This window comes from Kribbella sp. NPDC059898, assembly GCF_042730855.1.
GTDB lineage: Bacteria > Actinomycetota > Actinomycetes > Propionibacteriales > Kribbellaceae > Kribbella.
This window is the reverse complement of sequence record NZ_JBHWKR010000002.1, coordinates 500,272-515,184: the sequence shown is the minus strand read 5'-3', so window position 1 is coordinate 515,184 and position 14,913 is coordinate 500,272. Positions and strand designations below refer to the sequence as shown.

The 14,913-nt window shown below is 68.1% G+C and carries 18 protein-coding genes and 1 other RNA gene; 13 read left to right on the top strand and 6 right to left on the bottom strand.

The features are described from left to right. Nucleotides 1-9: 9 nt before the first annotated feature. The 3 genes from ACFV9C_RS08025 (at nucleotide 10) to ACFV9C_RS08015 (ending at nucleotide 1,725) form a co-directional block, all read left to right on the top strand. Nucleotides 10-1,002: a TIGR03842 family LLM class F420-dependent oxidoreductase gene (locus ACFV9C_RS08025; RefSeq protein ID WP_380191584.1), complete on the top strand. Its 993-nt coding sequence runs from the start codon at nucleotides 10-12 to the stop codon at nucleotides 1,000-1,002. 200 nt (nucleotides 1,003-1,202) lie between these two features. Beyond that, nucleotides 1,203-1,403 (top strand): type II toxin-antitoxin system RelE/ParE family toxin, encoded by a 201-nt coding sequence (locus ACFV9C_RS08020; RefSeq protein ID WP_380191583.1) that lies wholly within the window; start codon nucleotides 1,203-1,205, stop codon nucleotides 1,401-1,403. Further along, nucleotides 1,396-1,725, top strand: coding sequence for a helix-turn-helix domain-containing protein (locus ACFV9C_RS08015; RefSeq protein WP_380191581.1), 330 nt, complete (start codon nucleotides 1,396-1,398; stop codon nucleotides 1,723-1,725). The genes ACFV9C_RS08020 and ACFV9C_RS08015 overlap by 8 nt, the downstream gene beginning before the upstream one ends. A gap of 12 nt (nucleotides 1,726-1,737) precedes the next feature. Here the strand turns inward: ACFV9C_RS08015 and ACFV9C_RS08010 are convergent, their stop codons facing one another. Together ACFV9C_RS08010 and ACFV9C_RS08005 are read right to left on the bottom strand one after the other, a co-directional pair. Continuing rightward, nucleotides 1,738-2,148, bottom strand: coding sequence for a cytidine deaminase family protein (locus tag ACFV9C_RS08010; protein ID WP_380191580.1), 411 nt, complete (start codon nucleotides 2,146-2,148; stop codon nucleotides 1,738-1,740). Continuing rightward, on the bottom strand, nucleotides 2,145-3,410 hold the full coding sequence (locus ACFV9C_RS08005) for an ABC transporter substrate-binding protein (RefSeq protein ID WP_380191579.1): 1,266 nt from the start codon (nucleotides 3,408-3,410) through the stop codon (nucleotides 2,145-2,147). The genes ACFV9C_RS08010 and ACFV9C_RS08005 overlap by 4 nt, the downstream gene beginning before the upstream one ends. Nucleotides 3,411-3,589: 179 nt before the next feature. Between ACFV9C_RS08005 and ACFV9C_RS08000 the strand changes: the two genes are divergently transcribed. Further along, nucleotides 3,590-4,750: an MFS transporter gene (locus ACFV9C_RS08000; RefSeq protein ID WP_380191578.1), complete on the top strand. Its 1,161-nt coding sequence runs from the start codon at nucleotides 3,590-3,592 to the stop codon at nucleotides 4,748-4,750. Here ACFV9C_RS08000 and ACFV9C_RS07995 read toward each other — a convergent pair. Both ACFV9C_RS07995 and ACFV9C_RS07990 read right to left on the bottom strand, forming a co-directional pair. Further along, a complete protein-coding gene (locus tag ACFV9C_RS07995; RefSeq protein WP_209698182.1) occupies nucleotides 4,731-4,898 on the bottom strand; it encodes a hypothetical protein in 168 nt (55 codons plus the stop codon). The two genes, ACFV9C_RS08000 and ACFV9C_RS07995, sit on opposite strands and share 20 nt — an antisense overlap. Continuing rightward, a complete protein-coding gene (locus ACFV9C_RS07990; RefSeq protein ID WP_325037698.1) occupies nucleotides 4,891-5,271 on the bottom strand; it encodes a hypothetical protein in 381 nt (126 codons plus the stop codon). Before ACFV9C_RS07990 ends, ACFV9C_RS07995 begins: the two co-directional genes overlap by 8 nt. 105 nt (nucleotides 5,272-5,376) lie before the next feature. Between ACFV9C_RS07990 and ACFV9C_RS07985 the strand changes: the two genes are divergently transcribed. The 8 genes from ACFV9C_RS07985 to ssrA all read left to right on the top strand — a co-directional run bounded on the left by ACFV9C_RS07985 (nucleotide 5,377) and on the right by ssrA (nucleotide 12,029). Continuing rightward, nucleotides 5,377-6,426: a carbohydrate kinase family protein gene (locus ACFV9C_RS07985; RefSeq protein ID WP_380191575.1), complete on the top strand. Its 1,050-nt coding sequence runs from the start codon at nucleotides 5,377-5,379 to the stop codon at nucleotides 6,424-6,426. Nucleotides 6,427-6,600: 174 nt separating this feature from the next. Beyond that, the gene (gene ftsE / locus ACFV9C_RS07980) at nucleotides 6,601-7,290 is read left to right on the top strand and encodes a cell division ATP-binding protein FtsE (protein WP_077013482.1); all 690 of its coding nucleotides are present in this window, start codon (nucleotides 6,601-6,603) and stop codon (nucleotides 7,288-7,290) included. Between the two features lie 19 nt (nucleotides 7,291-7,309). Continuing rightward, nucleotides 7,310-8,221 (top strand): permease-like cell division protein FtsX, encoded by a 912-nt coding sequence (gene ftsX / locus ACFV9C_RS07975; RefSeq protein WP_380191573.1) that lies wholly within the window; start codon nucleotides 7,310-7,312, stop codon nucleotides 8,219-8,221. 210 nt (nucleotides 8,222-8,431) lie between these two features. After that, nucleotides 8,432-9,751: a peptidoglycan DD-metalloendopeptidase family protein gene (locus ACFV9C_RS07970; protein ID WP_380191571.1), complete on the top strand. Its 1,320-nt coding sequence runs from the start codon at nucleotides 8,432-8,434 to the stop codon at nucleotides 9,749-9,751. Nucleotides 9,752-9,772: 21 nt separating this feature from the next. Continuing rightward, on the top strand, nucleotides 9,773-10,246 hold the full coding sequence (gene smpB, locus ACFV9C_RS07965; protein ID WP_380191569.1) for an SsrA-binding protein SmpB: 474 nt from the start codon (nucleotides 9,773-9,775) through the stop codon (nucleotides 10,244-10,246). Between the two features lie 75 nt (nucleotides 10,247-10,321). After that, entirely contained in the window at nucleotides 10,322-10,882 is a 561-nt protein-coding gene (locus ACFV9C_RS07960) for a DUF1707 and DUF4870 domain-containing protein (protein ID WP_380191568.1), read from the top strand. Between the two features lie 16 nt (nucleotides 10,883-10,898). Beyond that, entirely contained in the window at nucleotides 10,899-11,567 is a 669-nt protein-coding gene (locus ACFV9C_RS07955) for a DUF1275 family protein (RefSeq protein ID WP_380191566.1), read from the top strand. Nucleotides 11,568-11,651: 84 nt separating this feature from the next. Then, nucleotides 11,652-12,029, top strand: a transfer-messenger RNA (tmRNA) gene (ssrA, locus tag ACFV9C_RS07950). 47 nt (nucleotides 12,030-12,076) lie between these two features. Here ssrA and ACFV9C_RS07945 read toward each other — a convergent pair. After that, nucleotides 12,077-12,655 (bottom strand): Uma2 family endonuclease, encoded by a 579-nt coding sequence (locus tag ACFV9C_RS07945; RefSeq protein ID WP_380191565.1) that lies wholly within the window; start codon nucleotides 12,653-12,655, stop codon nucleotides 12,077-12,079. A gap of 181 nt (nucleotides 12,656-12,836) precedes the next feature. Here ACFV9C_RS07945 and ACFV9C_RS07940 point away from each other — a divergent pair, with 181 nt between their 5' ends. Then, nucleotides 12,837-13,691: a phytanoyl-CoA dioxygenase family protein gene (locus tag ACFV9C_RS07940; protein ID WP_380191563.1), complete on the top strand. Its 855-nt coding sequence runs from the start codon at nucleotides 12,837-12,839 to the stop codon at nucleotides 13,689-13,691. Here the strand turns inward: ACFV9C_RS07940 and ACFV9C_RS07935 are convergent. Then, complete coding sequence (locus ACFV9C_RS07935) at nucleotides 13,688-14,911, bottom strand: glycoside hydrolase family 1 protein (RefSeq protein WP_380191561.1); 1,224 nt, start codon at nucleotides 14,909-14,911, stop codon at nucleotides 13,688-13,690. The two genes, ACFV9C_RS07940 and ACFV9C_RS07935, sit on opposite strands and share 4 nt — an antisense overlap. Between the last annotated feature and the right edge of the window lie 2 nt (nucleotides 14,912-14,913).

Below are 14,913 nucleotides of genomic sequence, written 5' to 3'. Positions count from 1 at the left end.
GGGGAGAGCGTGGACTTCGGTGTGGTGTTCCAGTGTGATCCGCCCGCGTCCACGGTCGTGCAGCTGGCCCGGCAGGCGGAGGACGCGGGGTTCGGTTACGTGTGGACGTTCGACTCGCACCTGTTGTGGCAGGAGCCGTTCGTCATCTACAGCCAGATCCTGGCGAGCACGCGACGGGTGATCGTCGGGCCGATGGTGACGAACCCGGGGACCCGGGACTGGACCGTGATCGCGTCCCAGTTCGCCACGCTGAACGAGATGTTCGGCAACCGGACGATCTGCGGGATCGGCCGCGGCGACTCGGCGCTCCGGACGCTCGGCGCGAAGCCCGGCACGATCGCGGAGCTGAAGCAGTGCGTCGAGCTCGTCCGGGCGCTGGCCCGCGGCGAGACCGTCGAGTACCGCGGGCAGCAGTTGAAGTTCGCGTGGGTCGACCACGGCGCGCTCGACGTCTGGGTGGCGGCGTACGGGCCCAAGGCCCTGGAAGCGACCGGGCAGGTCGGCGACGGGTACATCCTGCAGCTGGCCGACCCGGACATCGCGGAGTGGATGATCACCGCGGTACGCCGGGCCGCGGAGCAGGCGGGCCGTGATCCGGCGGCGATCAAGTTCTGCGTCGCCGCGCCGGCGTACGTGGGGGACGACCTGGAGCACCAGCGCGAGCAGACCCGCTGGTTCGGCGGCATGGTCGGGAACCACGTCGCCGACATCGTCGCCCGCTACGGTACGTCGGGCGCCGTACCCAAAGCACTCACCGACTACATCGAGGGGCGGAAGGGGTACGACTACGCCGAGCACGGCCGGGCCGGGAATACGCACACGACGTTCGTCCCGGACGAGGTCGTGGACCGGTTCTGCATCCTCGGCCCGGTCGAGAACCACCTGTCCCGGCTGGCCGAACTGAAGGACCTCGGCGTCGACCAGTTCGCCCTCTACCTCCAGCACGACGCCAAGCAACAGACCCTGACGTCGTACGGAAAGGACATCATCCCCGCCCTCTGACTCTCTGCAGATATGATTGATCGGTTATACTCTGCTGGTGAGATGGGAGATCAGCCTCCATCAGGAGGTCGAAGCCTGGTATCTGGATGTCTGCGAGAACGAGCCAGGGACGGCCACTCTGATGGAGGCAGCGATCGATCAGCTGGCTGATGAGGGACCGACAGCGGGACGGCCGGGTGAAAGGTAGCCGGTTCCAGAACATGAAAGAGCTACGGCCGCCGTCGATGGGGCATAGCGAGATCCGGATGCTGTTCGCATTCGATCCGGCTCGCGAGGCGATCATCCTAGTGGCTGGCGACAAGTCCGGGCGCTGGGAGCGCTGGTACCAGACCGCGATTCCGCTGGCCGATGACCGATTTGCCGAGCATCTGATTGCGCTGAAGGAGGAGCACGATGAGTGACTACGTGAAGTGGGAGAAGGCCAAGGCCAAGGGCCGTGCCGTCGACCCACGGACCGATGCCGAGCGTGCGGAGAGCAAGAAGGCGGCTCGGGAGCGGCTGGATGCGTATGTTCGCGGACATCAGCTTGCGGAGATGCGCAAGGCGGCAGGTCTCACACAGGCAGGCCTCGCGGAGCTCTTGAAGGTTTCGCAGGCCCGGATCTCGAAGATCGAGAACGGTGAGATCTCCGGCATCGACGTTATCCGCGCGTACGTCACCGCTCTCGGAGGCACAGTCGACTTGGTAGCAAGCCTCGGCGATCGCACCTGGAAAGTTGCCTGATATTTCCGATCCCTAGGGCGTCCAGCGGTAGGCGCCGGGGAGGAGGTCGGTGGCGAGGACGGTTCCGGGGCCGTTGGGGGACGGGAGGATGACGCGGATCGTCGGGTGGTAGTCGACGAAGACCTGGCGGTCGCGGCCGCAGGGGCCGACGACGCCGCGGCCTTCGTTGCCGACGGCCACGATCGTGGTGAGCTCGCGGGCGCCGTCGGCGCGGGCCCGGCCGAGCGCGACCAGCTCCGCGCACGGGCCGCCGGTGAAGTGGTACAGGTTGATCCCGGCGTACATCCGGCCGTCGATCCCGCGGACCGCGGCGCCCATCGTGTAGACGCCGTCGGGTCCGTCGGTGTTCGCGTCGACCGTACGGCGGGCGAGCTCGATCAGCTCGCGATCGTCGTCGGTCAGCGGCCGCAGGGCGAGCGTCATCCGGCGATCCGCTTCAGCTCGGCCTCGGTGACCGTCCGCACGGTCTTGATCTCCGCGGCCGGGTCGGCGCCGCTGCGGATGATCTTGTTCAGCGCGTCGGAGTACGCCGAGCTGGCCTTCGGCGACCAGAGCATCGGGTTCTGCGGGTGGCCGTTGTCGTTCAGCAGCTTGACCGCGTCGGCGGCCGGGCCGGACTTCAGCTTCTCCGCCTTCGCCGACAGGCTCTTCCGGGCCGGTACGTGGAAGCCGTACGACTGCGCGAAGTCCAGCTGGTCGTCGGTCTGGTCGACCCACAGCCACTTGACGAACTTCTTCGCGGCGTCGAGGTTCTTCGACTTGGCGTTCACGCACGCGCCGTACGCGCCGACCGGGACGCTCGGCGCGCCGGTGGTCGCGTTCAGCTTGGGCCACGGCAGTACGCCGTAGTCGCCGGGCAGCGCCTTCTCGATCACCGGCAGCGTCCACAGGCCGGTGAACTGCATCGCGGTCAGGCCCTGCGTGAACGCGGCCGGGTCCGACCAGTCGGTCGGTGCCCCGAGCAACAACACCTTCGAGGTCCAGAGCTCGCGCAGCTTGCGCAGCGACTCGAACGCGGCCGGGTCGTCGAACCCGAACTGGTTGTCCTTGGTCAGGTAGTCCAGGCCGGCCGACCAGAGCGCCGGGCCGCCGAGCACGCCGACACCACCGTCGTTGCCGACGAACAGACCCTTGACCTTGTCGGTGGTCAGCTTCTTCGCCGCGGCCAGCAGTTCGTCCACGGTCTGCGGCGGCTGGACGCCGGCCGCGCTCAGCAGGCTCTTGCGGTACACGAGCAGCTGCATGTCGATGACCTGCGGGATCGCGTACAGCTTGCCCTGGTACGACATCCGGTCCAGCAGCGCGGAGTTGAAGTCGCTCTTCGCGTCGCCGAGCAGATCGGTCAGCTCGACGACCTGCTTGCCCTTGATCATGTCGATCGTCGGGCCGTTCGGGTACTCGAAGACGTCCGGGCCCTGGTCGGTGAGCAGCGCGGTCGCGGCCTTCTTCTCGTAGTCGCCCGGCGACCACTGGACCGTCACGGTCGCGTCCGGGTACGCCTTCGCGTACTTCTCCACCGCCTGCTGCGTGCCCGCTTCGCCGTACTGGTGGTACCACTGCTGCAGGGCCGGTTTCGACCCGCTGCTGGTGGAGGGCCGTCCGCTGTTCGAACCGCAGCCCGCCACCGCCATCGCCGACAGCCCGGCGCCGATCCCCAGCAACCGCCGCCGCGTCATCCCGCTCATGTCCCGCCTCCGTTCAGCGCAGTCCCACAGCCTGCGCACAGAACACCGACCTTACGACCGGGACGGCTTATGGCCGCGGTATTTCTCACGTATGCTGTGCCGCATGCATTCACTTCGTGACTAGAGAGCGGCTCCCCGTCCTGAGCCCCATTCCGTTGTGAATTCCTAGGAGCGTTCTCGTGTCCGGCACTCTTCGTGCCGGGAGCTACCGTGACGTCCTGCTGCTGCCGTCGGCGCTGCGCACGTTCGTGCCTGCGCTGCTCGGCCGGCTGTCGTACGGCCTGCTCCCGTTGTCACTACTCATGACCGTCCGCCATTCCACCGGTTCCTTCGCCACGGCCGGCGCCGCTGTGGCCGTCTTCGGCATCAGTTCGTTGTCGATGCCGTACAAGGCCCGCCTGGTCGACCGCTACAGCCAGCGGCGCGTCCTGCCGTTCCTGGCGGCCGGCTCGTCCGCGGGCCTGTTCCTGATCTCCGGTACGCCGAACTCCGCCGTACTGCTCGTCCTGGTCGGTGTGACCGGGCTGCTCGCGCCGCCGCTCGGGCCGTCCATGCGGTCGAACTGGCGCCTCCTCACGGACGGCCTGCCGCTCAAGGAGCGCGCGTACGCGCTGGACGCGGTCGCGGAGGAGTGCCTGTTCCTCGGCGGACCGCTGATCGCAGGCACGCTGATCGGGGTGTTCGCCGCACCGGTCGCACTGGCCTGCTCGGCGGCCCTGATGCTCGTAGGCACCCTGGCGATGGCAACAAGTCCGGTCACCACCCACACCGCGCCACCCACGCCTGCCCGGCACCCGCTAGGGCCGCTGGTCCTCCCCGAGCTCCGCCGGATCCTGCTGGTCATCCTGCTCACCGCAGCCGGCATCAGCACGGCCTACCTGTGCGTAGCCGCCGTAGCTCAACAAGCGGGCCACCCCGGCGCAGCAGGGTACGTCGAGGCAGCCATAGCGGCTGGCAGCGTCGTCGGAGGCATCCTCTGGGCGCGGCGCTCCCACACGCGCTCCCCGTCGACCCACCTGGCCGCCCTGATCGCCGTACTGGCAGCTGGGCTACTCACAGCGTCCCTGGCACCAGGCCTGATCCCGCTCGGAGCAGTGCTAGGCGTAGCAGGCGCTGCCGTCGCCCCACTCTTCGTAGTCGCCTACCTGGCAGCCGACACGGTGACCCCAGCCCACCAACGCACCGAAGCCAGCACCTGGATCAACACAAGCAACAACCTGGGCTCCGCAGCAGGCTCAGCCGCTACCGGCGTCCTCGTCCAACACTCCAGCCCAGCCTGGGGCTTCCTCGCCGGAGGGGTCCTCCTGGCAGTGGTGGCGCTCAGGCAGGTGCGGGGGTAGGGGAGTCGTTGCCGTTGTCGGGGTGGGCGTTGGCGATGCGGGCGACCGCCTCGTCGGGTTTGCGGCCGGCGCGGCGGGCCGCTTCGACGTGCAGGCGGGCCAACTCGATCACCTGGCGGGAGACCTTCACGGTCCGCTTGTCAGCCATGGTCACTGTCTCCCTCGACGACCTCGATGTCAGCTTCCGCAATATCAGCGTACGCGTCCGCCCCGACCCGGTCGATCGCAACGGCCGCGGTCAGCGCGGCGACCAGGTCGTAGTCCTCCGGCTGTAACAGCTCCGACCGCATCAGTGAGCGGAGCGTGACCACGCCGGCGTCCGTGCCGGCGTCCTCGCCCTCGAGGATCTGCTCGACCGCCCAGCGCACCATCCGCATCGTCTCCTCGCGGTGCCGCCAGGTGTCGAGCTCACGGTCGGACTTCCGGGTCAGGTACGCACCCAGCACCACGCCGCCGAGCGCGAGCAGCGGTGACAGCACGGTCATCACGACCCCGACCACCGAGATCCAGGTAGGAATCACGGACACCTCCGAGTTCCGTACGACGAAATGGGCTTGACCGGTCGATGATGCTACGAAGGAGCATTCCACGACCGACGGACCAGGATGACAAGGAGTAGTGTCACCGTGACGGACCAGAAGGACGGGTACGACGTCTTCGTACAAGGGACCGTGTTCTACGACATCGTCATGACCGGCCTGGCGTCCGCCCCGACCACCGGTACCGAGATCTTCGCCGAAGGCATGGGCTCGTGCCCCGGCGGCGTCGCGAACTTCGCGATCGCGGCCGCCCGGCTCGGCCTGAGGAGCGGCCTGGCCGCGGTCTTCGGAGACGACGTGTACGCCGACTTCTGCTGGCGCACGCTCGCCGACCAGGAGGGCGTCGACCTGTCGCACTCGCGCCGGATCGGCCACTGGCACTCGCCGGTGACGGTGTCGATGTCGATCAACCGGGACCGCGCGATGGTCACGCACGCGCACGAGGCCCCCGGCGACCCGAGCAAGCTGGTCGGCCCGGGGCTGAAGACCCGCTCGGCGATCGTCCCGGTCGCGGAGGAACTGCCCGGCTGGACGGTCGAGGCCCGGGAGTCCGGCGCGCTGCTGTTCGGGGACGTCGGCTGGGACCCGACGGACGAGTGGTCGCCGGCGGTGCTCGACGTACTGGACGGTTTCCACGCGTTCACGCCGAACGCCGACGAGGCGATGGCGTACACCCGGACCGACACGCCGAAGGCGGCGCTGCACAAGCTCGCCGAGCGGGTCCCGCTGGCGGTCGTGACGAACGGCGCGGACGGCGTACTCGCGATCGACTCGGCCACCGGCGAGGAGGAGCAGGTTCCGGCGCTGCCGGTGCACTCGTACGACCCGACCGGCGCCGGCGACGTGTTTCTCGCCTCACTCGTGCTAGGCACGCTCCGCGGCTGGCCGCTCGCGCACCGGCTGGCGTTCGGCAACCTGTGCGCCGGGCTGTCCGTGCAGCACTTCGGCGGCTCGCTGGCCGCGCCGGGCTGGGGCGACATCATCGACTGGGTCCGCGACCACAGCCGGCACCGCCCCGGCGACGTCGATCCCGACGTACTGCGGCACTACGCGTTCATCGGCGACGTCCTGCCGGCCGGCCCGGTGCCGATCGTCCGCCGGGCGTCCGCGACGATCGCGCGCCAGTCGGACGCGTAAGACGTTCGTTTGAACCGTCACCGGGTATCGGACGGGGGCGCGCGGAGCGGCAGGTCTGGTCGGCGGCACGCCGTGGAACGCCTAGACTGATCGCCGGCCGCTCCGGTGGCGTACGGTGCCCTTCGTGGTTACCGTCGCGTCGCTCCCTGTTCCCGACCACGGCCGGATGAACCCGTGATCCGCTTCGAGAATGTTTCCAAGACGTACGAGGGCCAGTCCAAGGCCGCTCTGCTGAACGTCAACGTCGAGATCGAGAAAGGCGAGTTCGTCTTCCTGGTCGGTACCTCCGGGTCCGGCAAGTCGACGTTCCTGCGCCTCGTGCTCCGTGAGCACCGGACGTCCAAGGGCCACATCATGGTGGCCGGCAAGGACCTGAACCGGCTCGCCAGCTGGCGGATACCGCAGATGCGCCGGCAGATCGGAACCGTGTTCCAGGACTTCCGGCTGCTGCCGAACAAGACCGTCGCGGAGAACGTCGCGTTCGCGCTGCAGGTGATCGGCAAGCCGCGGTCGCACATCCGCAAGACGGTCCCCGAGGTGCTCGAGCTGGTCGGTCTGGACGGCAAGGAGGACCGGCTCCCGGACGAGCTGTCCGGCGGTGAGCAGCAGCGCGTCGCGATCGCCCGCGCGTTCGTGAACCGGCCGATGATCCTGATCGCCGACGAGCCGACCGGAAACCTCGACCCCGGTACGTCGGTGGGCATCATGAAGCTGCTGGACCGGATCAACCGGACCGGTACGACGGTCGTGATGGCCACCCACGACGTGTCGATCGTGGACCAGATGCGCAAGCGCGTGATCGAGCTGGAGAACGGCCATGTCGTCCGCGACGAGTCGCGCGGCGTCTACGGCTACCAGCACTGACCAGGGGACTGACTGACTGATGCGCTTGAACTACATCCTCTCCGACCTCGGTATCGGCCTGCGGCGGAACATGTCGATGACGATCGCGGTCGTCGTCACCATCTGGGTCTCGCTGTCGCTGTTCGGCAGCGCGCTGCTCGCCCACGAGCAGGTGAACCTGATGAAGGGGAACTGGTACGACAAGATCCAGATCTCGGTGTTCCTCTGCACCAAGGACTCCGGCGGCCGCGGCTGCTCCGGCGCCGAGGTGACCCAGGAGCAGAAGAACCGGATCCAGCAGGTCATCGAGCAGAACCCGGACACCGCGCCGGACGGCGTGTTCACCGAGTCGAAGGCGCAGGCGTTCGAGTCGTTCAAGAAGCTGTACAAGGACTCGCCGATCGTCAGCACGGTCACCCAGGACCAGATGCAGGAGTCGTTCCGGATCCGGCTGAAGAACCCGCAGAGCTACCAGAACCTGGTGAGCGCGGTCTCCGGCCTCCCGGGCGTGGACACGGTCCAGGACCTCAGGCAGTACCTCGACCCGCTGTTCAAGGCGCTGAACTGGCTCCAGGTCGGCTCGTACGCCGGTGCGGGACTGCTGCTGGTCGCCGCGCTGATGCAGATCGCGAACACCATCCGGCTGGCGGCGTACGCGCGCAGACGTGAGATCGGCATCATGCGGCTCGTGGGTGCGTCCAACTTCTACATCCAGCTGCCGTTCCTGCTGGAGGCGGTGCTGGCCGCGATCATCGGCGCCGCGCTGGCCTGCGGCACGCTGTGGCTGATCGTGTACTTCATGGTCATGCGCCAGGCGCAGTCGACGTTCCGGGTCTGGCAGTGGGTCGGCGCGTCCGAAACCTTCCAGGTCACGCTGATCATGGTGCTGGTCGGCCTGGTGCTGGCGGTCATCCCGACATTCCTGACAACGCGGAAATACCTCAAAGTCTGACCCCGGTGACCTATCGTGCAGTATCAGGAGTCACACGAGTAACTCCTGTACCGCACGAAAACTTCATCCAGAGCAAGGGGTCGACCTGTGGTCCCGCACTTCCCCGGTGCGAACCCGCCAGCGCGGGGGAGCATCAAGCGAGACGACAGCACCGGTACCCCCGCCCCGCCGTACCCGCGATCACGTACCAGACCGCGGGGGCGGCAGACTGTGGTTACCGCTTGCTGCCTTGTCCTGTCCCTGTCCGCCGGTGTCCTGGCCGCGGTCCCGTACGCTCCGTCCGCGGAGGCGCGACCGCCGGATCCAGCTGCCAAGAAGAAACAACTCGACTCGAAGATCAACCAGTCCAAGGCTGATCTCGACGACGCCTCCGACCAGCTCGGCAAGTCCGTTGCCGCGTACAACCAAGCCGTCACGAAGTACCAGGCCGTGCAGGCCCGGTACGCCGTCGCGCAGGGGCAGCTCGCCGCCGCGAAGGCCGCCGACGCGGTCGCCGCGGGCAAGCTCGCCGCGGCCGAGGCGGCACTCAGTACGGCGACCTCCGAGGTAGCGGCCGGTCAGCGCCAGATCGCGGAGAAGCGGTCCGTCGCGGGACGCGCCGTACGGTCGGCGTATCAACAGCAGAACGGCCTGGTCGGACTGTCGATCGTGCTCCGCGGCGCGGCGCCGGCCGACGTCGCGACCGGGATGCAGGTCCAGCGGAACGTGTTCGGCATCCAGAGCAACGCGATCTCCGACCTGAACACCGCGCAGGCGGAACTGGCCAGCAAGCAGGTCAAGCTCACGGCCGCGGAGCAGGACGCCGAATCCGCCCGGGCCGCGGCGGCGGCCACGGTCAAGAAGGTCGCGGACCTGACCAAGCAGGTCGCGGCCGACCGGGCGGAGGCGGCAACGGTCGCGGCGGTCAAGCTGACCGCGTTCAAGGCCGCGGAGAAGGAGAAGAACTCCGAGCTCGCGCAGTACAACTCGCTGCTCAAGGAGCGGAACCGCGTCCAGCAGATGCTGATCGCGCAGGCGAAGGCCGAGAAGGCCGCCGCCGCCCGCCGGAAAGCGGCAGCCGAGGCGGCCGAGCGGGCCAAGGCGCGCAAGGAGCACCGGAAGCCGCGGAACGTGCCGGACCCGGTGTCCACCGGCGACGGACGGCTCGGGTATCCGGTGAGCAGCTACATCACCTCGCCGTACGGCATGCGGTTCCACCCGGTGCTGCACATCTGGAAGCTGCACGACGGCACCGACTTCCGCGCTCCCTGCGGTACGCCGGTCCGCGCCGCGGCGGACGGTGTGGTGACGGACAAGTACTTCAACGGCGGTTACGGGAACCGGCTGTTCATCTCACACGGGGTGATGGGCGGGCACTCGATCACGACGGTCTACAACCACCTGTCGAAGTACAAGGCGCACGTCGGCGAACGGGTCAAGCGCGGCGAGATCGTCGCCTGGTCCGGGACCACCGGGTACTCCACCGGATGCCACCTGCACTTCATGGTCTACAAGGACGGCACCGTGGTTAATCCGATGGGGTGGCTCTGAGGTATCTGGGATACTGGCCGGATGGTGAAACAGACCGGCCGGGAGAAGCCGATCGCGCAGAACCGCAAGGCGCGACACGACTACCACATCGATGACGTGGTGGAGGCCGGGTTGGTGCTCACCGGGACCGAGGTCAAGTCCCTGCGGCAGGGCCGGGCCTCCCTCGTCGACGCGTTCGCCGCCGTCCGCGGGAACGAGCTGTGGCTGCAGGGCATGCACATCCCGGAGTACAAACACGGCACCTGGACGAACCACGATCCCCGCCGTACCCGCAAGCTGCTGCTGCACAAGGACGAGGTCCAGAAGCTGATCCGCGCCGTCGAGCAGCAAGGGGTGTCGCTGATCCCGCTGTCGCTGTACTTCAAGGACGGCTACGCCAAGGTCGAACTGGCCACCGGCCGCGGCAAGAAGGACTACGACAAACGCCACGCCCTGGCCGAACGCCAAGCCACCCGCGAAGCCCAACGAGCCCTCTCCGACCGCCACCGCGCCTGACCCTGGGGTTGGGTCAGGGGTTGGTCCGGGCTGAACCTGATGGGGTGCGGCAGTGCGGGCGCGCACAGTGGGAACATGTCCACTTCAGAGTTGCTGGTGACGTCGGCGCAGCGGGATCGGGCCGTCGAGATCCTCAAAGAGATGTACGCCGACGGCCGCCTCGACCACATGGAGTTCGATCTCCGGCTGGACAAGGCGCTGAAGGCGCGGACCCGGGCCGAGCTGAACAGCACGTTCGACGGCCTCGTCTCGCGCCCGGTGCCGACGTTCGCGCCGGCCGCCTTCACCCGGCCCGCGCCGCTGCAGACCTACCAGGGCGACGGCCGCGGGATGGGCACGATCGCGCACTGGCTCGGGTACCCGACGTTCTTCGTCGGCCCGGCGCTGGTCGTCGCGACGGCCGGCCAGAAGAACCCCGCCGTACGCCGGCACGCCGTCGAGGCGCTGAACTTCCAGCTGACCGCGGCCGGGGCGTTCGCGCTGCTCGGGGTGATGACCGGGTTCACGCACGGGTTCCTCGGGTTCCTGTTCCCGATACTCGGGATCCTCTGGTTCCTGCTCACCGGCATCGGCGGCCTCGCCACCGCGGCCGGCGGCAAGTTCCGGTACCCGTTCACGCTCCGCCTGATCAAGTAGGCCCTACCCTGCTGGAATGGGTGTTCCGGTCGGGGTGCGGTGGGAGGTCGGCGCGTTCCTCGGCCTGACCGCGGCGACCGGGCTGATCGACGCGGTCAGCTACCTGAAGCTCGGACATACCTTCGTCGCGAACATGACCGGGAACGTGGTGTTCCTCGGTTTCGCTGTGGCGCCCGGGTCGGGGTTCCGGCTCGGGCCGCCGGTGGTCGCCGTCCTCGGGTTCGTCCTCGGCTCGCTGCTCGGCGGCCGGGCGGCGCGGTTCCTGGAGGCACGGCCGCGGCGCTGGCTCGGGATCGCCTTCGGTTCGCAGGCCGGGGTGCTGCTGCTGTGCGGGCTCCTGGTCGGCGTCGGCGTACTGCGGGACTCCGGCGGTACGTCGTACCTGCTGATCCTCGCGCTGGCCGGTTGCTTCGGGCTGCAGAACGCGACCGTACGGCACGTCGCCCCGAAGGACATGACCACGACCGTCCTCACACTGACCCTGACTGGTCTCGCCGCCGACAGCGTCCTCGGCAACGGCCGCGCGGCCCCGCCGTACCGCCGCCTCGGCTCGATCTTCGCGATGCTCGCCGGCGCCGCCGCCGGTGCACTGCTACTCCAGGTGACCACCGCCTGGGTGATCGTGCTCGCCGGCGTGGTGGTCGCGGCCGCGACGGCGATCTTCCTGCTGGCACCGGCCGACTGAGGGAATGTGAGGTGCGGGCGGCTGGTTGGACTTGGTAGTGTGGACCTTCCACTGCGGTACGGGTGGGAGTTTGACAACTCAACAGGGGGTGAACGGTTTCGACTTTGGACGTATGTTCCAAGGGAAGCGGGCCGAGGATCCAGGGTTATCTCGTAAACGATCTCTGGAAACCAATAACTGCCAATTCAAACCGCAGTAGCTTCGCTCTCGCCGCCTGACGGCCTGAGCACTTAAAGAAGCGGTCAGCCCGGGGATGCTCTCGCCCCGGTCACTGGCCTCAGCTAGAGAGCTTGCTTTGTTAACCCGGTCACGGGGTTAACACGGGACATTTACAGTGACTGAGCCTGTCAGCGAGATGTCTGTACAAACGCTGAGGCCGAGAAAAGCGCCATTCAGACTGCGCCCGGAGAAGTCTTGGAGCAACGCCGAAGGACGCGGGTTCGATTCCCGCCACCTCCACCCCTTGAGAACGCGCAGGCCAGAACCATCTGACCTGCGCGTTCTGCTGTCTAGCGGAGGTCTTCGAGGTCGAGCGTGACGGAGAATGGGTCACTGGCCGCGAAGGTGCCGCCGGTGACTTCGGCGTCGAGGTAGCCGAACTTGTCGGTGAGGTGGCAGGCGAGCAGGGAGATGGGGTCCTGGAGGTCGAGGATCCAGTAATGCGGGATGCCGGCGTCGGCGTACTCGGCTCGCTTGACCACGTTGTCCGTACGGCGTGAGCCGGGGGAGACGATCTCCATCACGACGAGGATCTCCGACGCCCGGATCAGTCCGCCTTCGGCGCGGACCCGCGGGCGGGCGGAGCGCCGTACGACGATGACGTCGGGCCGCCGGGAGAAGCCGGGCTGGTCGGGCGGGACGAGTTCGAGATCGACGTCTACATCGGTGATGACCTCTAGATCCTGCGGCAGTTGCGGCATCAACTGCACTGCGATCCGCAGTCCGGCCATGTTGTGGTCCGGGCTGGGGCTCGGCGACATCACAAGATTGCCCTCCATGAGCTCAGACCGGCCGGTGTCGTCCTCGCCGAGCGACGCATACTCGGCAACGGTGAGCAGATGGGCGGGCGGCAGCGGGACAGCTGTCATGGTCTCCTCCTCATCTCCAGCGACCATTGTTCCATGCGTCCGCGGATTGACGGCGCACCATTGCTGCTGTCCGCGGGCGGGTGCCAGAACGTTCATGGGGCTGACAGGGCGGACATTCCGCCGGTGGGGGAGCGGCTGGGACAGTGATCAGCACCGAAGTCAAGGCGAGACGGGAGCATCCGTGATCACGATCGACGTTGAAGAGGCTGACCGGGTGGCTGGAGGGTTGGCGCCGGAGCGGGTGCGGGCTGCGCGTGAGGCGCTGCGGACTGACGGGCTGGTGGTGTTGGCTGGCGTGGTTGAGTTGGATCATCTTGACGTGCTGCACGAGCGGATGGTCGGGGATCTGGAGTTGCTCAGGGCGCGGCCGGATGCGCCGTACAACTGGACGGTGGGGAACATTCAGCAGGATCCGCCGCCGTTCGAGCCGTACCTGTTCGCGGACGTGTTGCTGAATCCGCAGGTGATCGCGGTGACGTCGGCGGTGCTCGGGCCGGGTGTGCGGAACGTGATGTACAGCGGGAACACGTCGCTGCCGAGTGACACCCGGCAGCCGGTGCATGCGGATGTCGGTCATCTGTGGCCGTCCGGCACGATGGAGGTCGCGCATCCGGCGGCGCAGTTGGTGGTGAACGTCCCGACGGTCGACGTCTCGGCCGAGAACGGCGCCACCGAGATCTGGCTCGGAACCCACCGCGACCTCACCGTCGGGGTCGGTGGTGACATCGAGGTGCCGCTGGACGCGCTGGAGGCGCGGCGCCGGGTCTCGCCGCCGATCCAGCCCCGGATCCGGCGCGGCAGTGTGCTGATCCGGGACGTCCGGCTATGGCACGCGGGGATGCCGAACCGTACCGATCGGCCGCGGCCGATGATCGCGATGATGCATGTGAGCCACTGGCTGGAGACCGGGACCCCGTTGGAGTTCCCGGCCGCCAGCAAGGCGTTCTTCGAGCACCCGGTGCTGACGACGGCCGCGCGCTTCACCGAGCAGCCGGCCGACCACATCCACCGGGTCCAGGGGTTCGGGACGGCTTAGCCGGCGACGGCCGCGGCGAAGTTCGCCGCAGCCTCCGGGCGTTCCGGGACCCGCGGCAGCTCGTTGCGGCGAGCCAGGTCGCCGAGCCACGCCAGGCTCGGCTTCGGCGTCCGGACGAAGGTCTCGTGATCGACCGCGATCAGCCCGAACGTCGGCTCGTACGATCCCCACTCGTAGTTGTCGAGCAGCGACCAGTGCAGGTACCCGCGGACGTCGCCGCCGTCGTCGATCGCCTCGGCGAGTCCGCTCAACGCCCCCGTGGTGTAGGCGATCCGCCGGGTGTCGTCCGCGGTGGCCATCCCGTTCTCGGTAACGATCATCGGTACGTCGCCGGCGACGTCGCGGGTATGCCGCAACGCCTGGCCGAGCGCCTCCGGGTAGTACTCCCACCCGGTGAGGGTGCGTTCGACGCCGTCGGCGAACGGAACCGGACCGTCCGGCCCGATGATCGTGCGCAGGTAGGACTGAACCCCGACGAAGTCGTCGTCGCGGCTCTGCTCGAGGAAGAAGTCCTCGCGCCAGTACGCCCACTCGTCGCGGTCCTTCTCGTGGCCCGGGACCGCCTGGTAGACCTGGTTGGCGATCGACCAGCCGGCCTTGATGTGGCCGAGGCCGCGCAGTACCTCGACCGAGGCGTGGTGGGCCTCCGCGATCACCTGGGACGCGTGCGGCGACGGCCCCGGGAAGTTCACCCCGACCTCGGTGTCGATCCGCGCCTCGGTCTGGTTGACCATCATGTTCGGCTCGTTGATCGTCACCACCCACGTGACGTCGTCGAGGATCCGGCCGGCGGTCTCGGTGAAGAACCGGAACCGGTCGACGGCGTCGTCGGCGTACCAGCCGCCTTCCTGGTGCTGCCAGAGCGGAACCGTGAAGTGCTGCAGCGTCACGATCGGCTCGACCCCGGCCGCGCGGCAGCTGTCGATCATCCGCCGGTAGTGGTCGAGCTGCGCCCGCGACACCTCGCCTTTGGCTGGCTCGATGCGGGACCATTCCAGCGAGAACCGGTACGCGTTCAGCCCGGCGTCTGCCAGCAGGGCGATGTCCTCGCCGTATCGGTGGTAGGAGTCGCAGGCATCGCCCGAGGGTTCCTTCGCCCAGGTGTCGGGGGCGTGTTCGAGCACCCAGTGGCCGGTGTTGGTGTTGCCGCCTTCGATCTGGTGGCCGGCGGTCGCGGCACCCCAGAGGAAGCGCTCGGGCGCTGGGGTCGAGGAAGTCATAT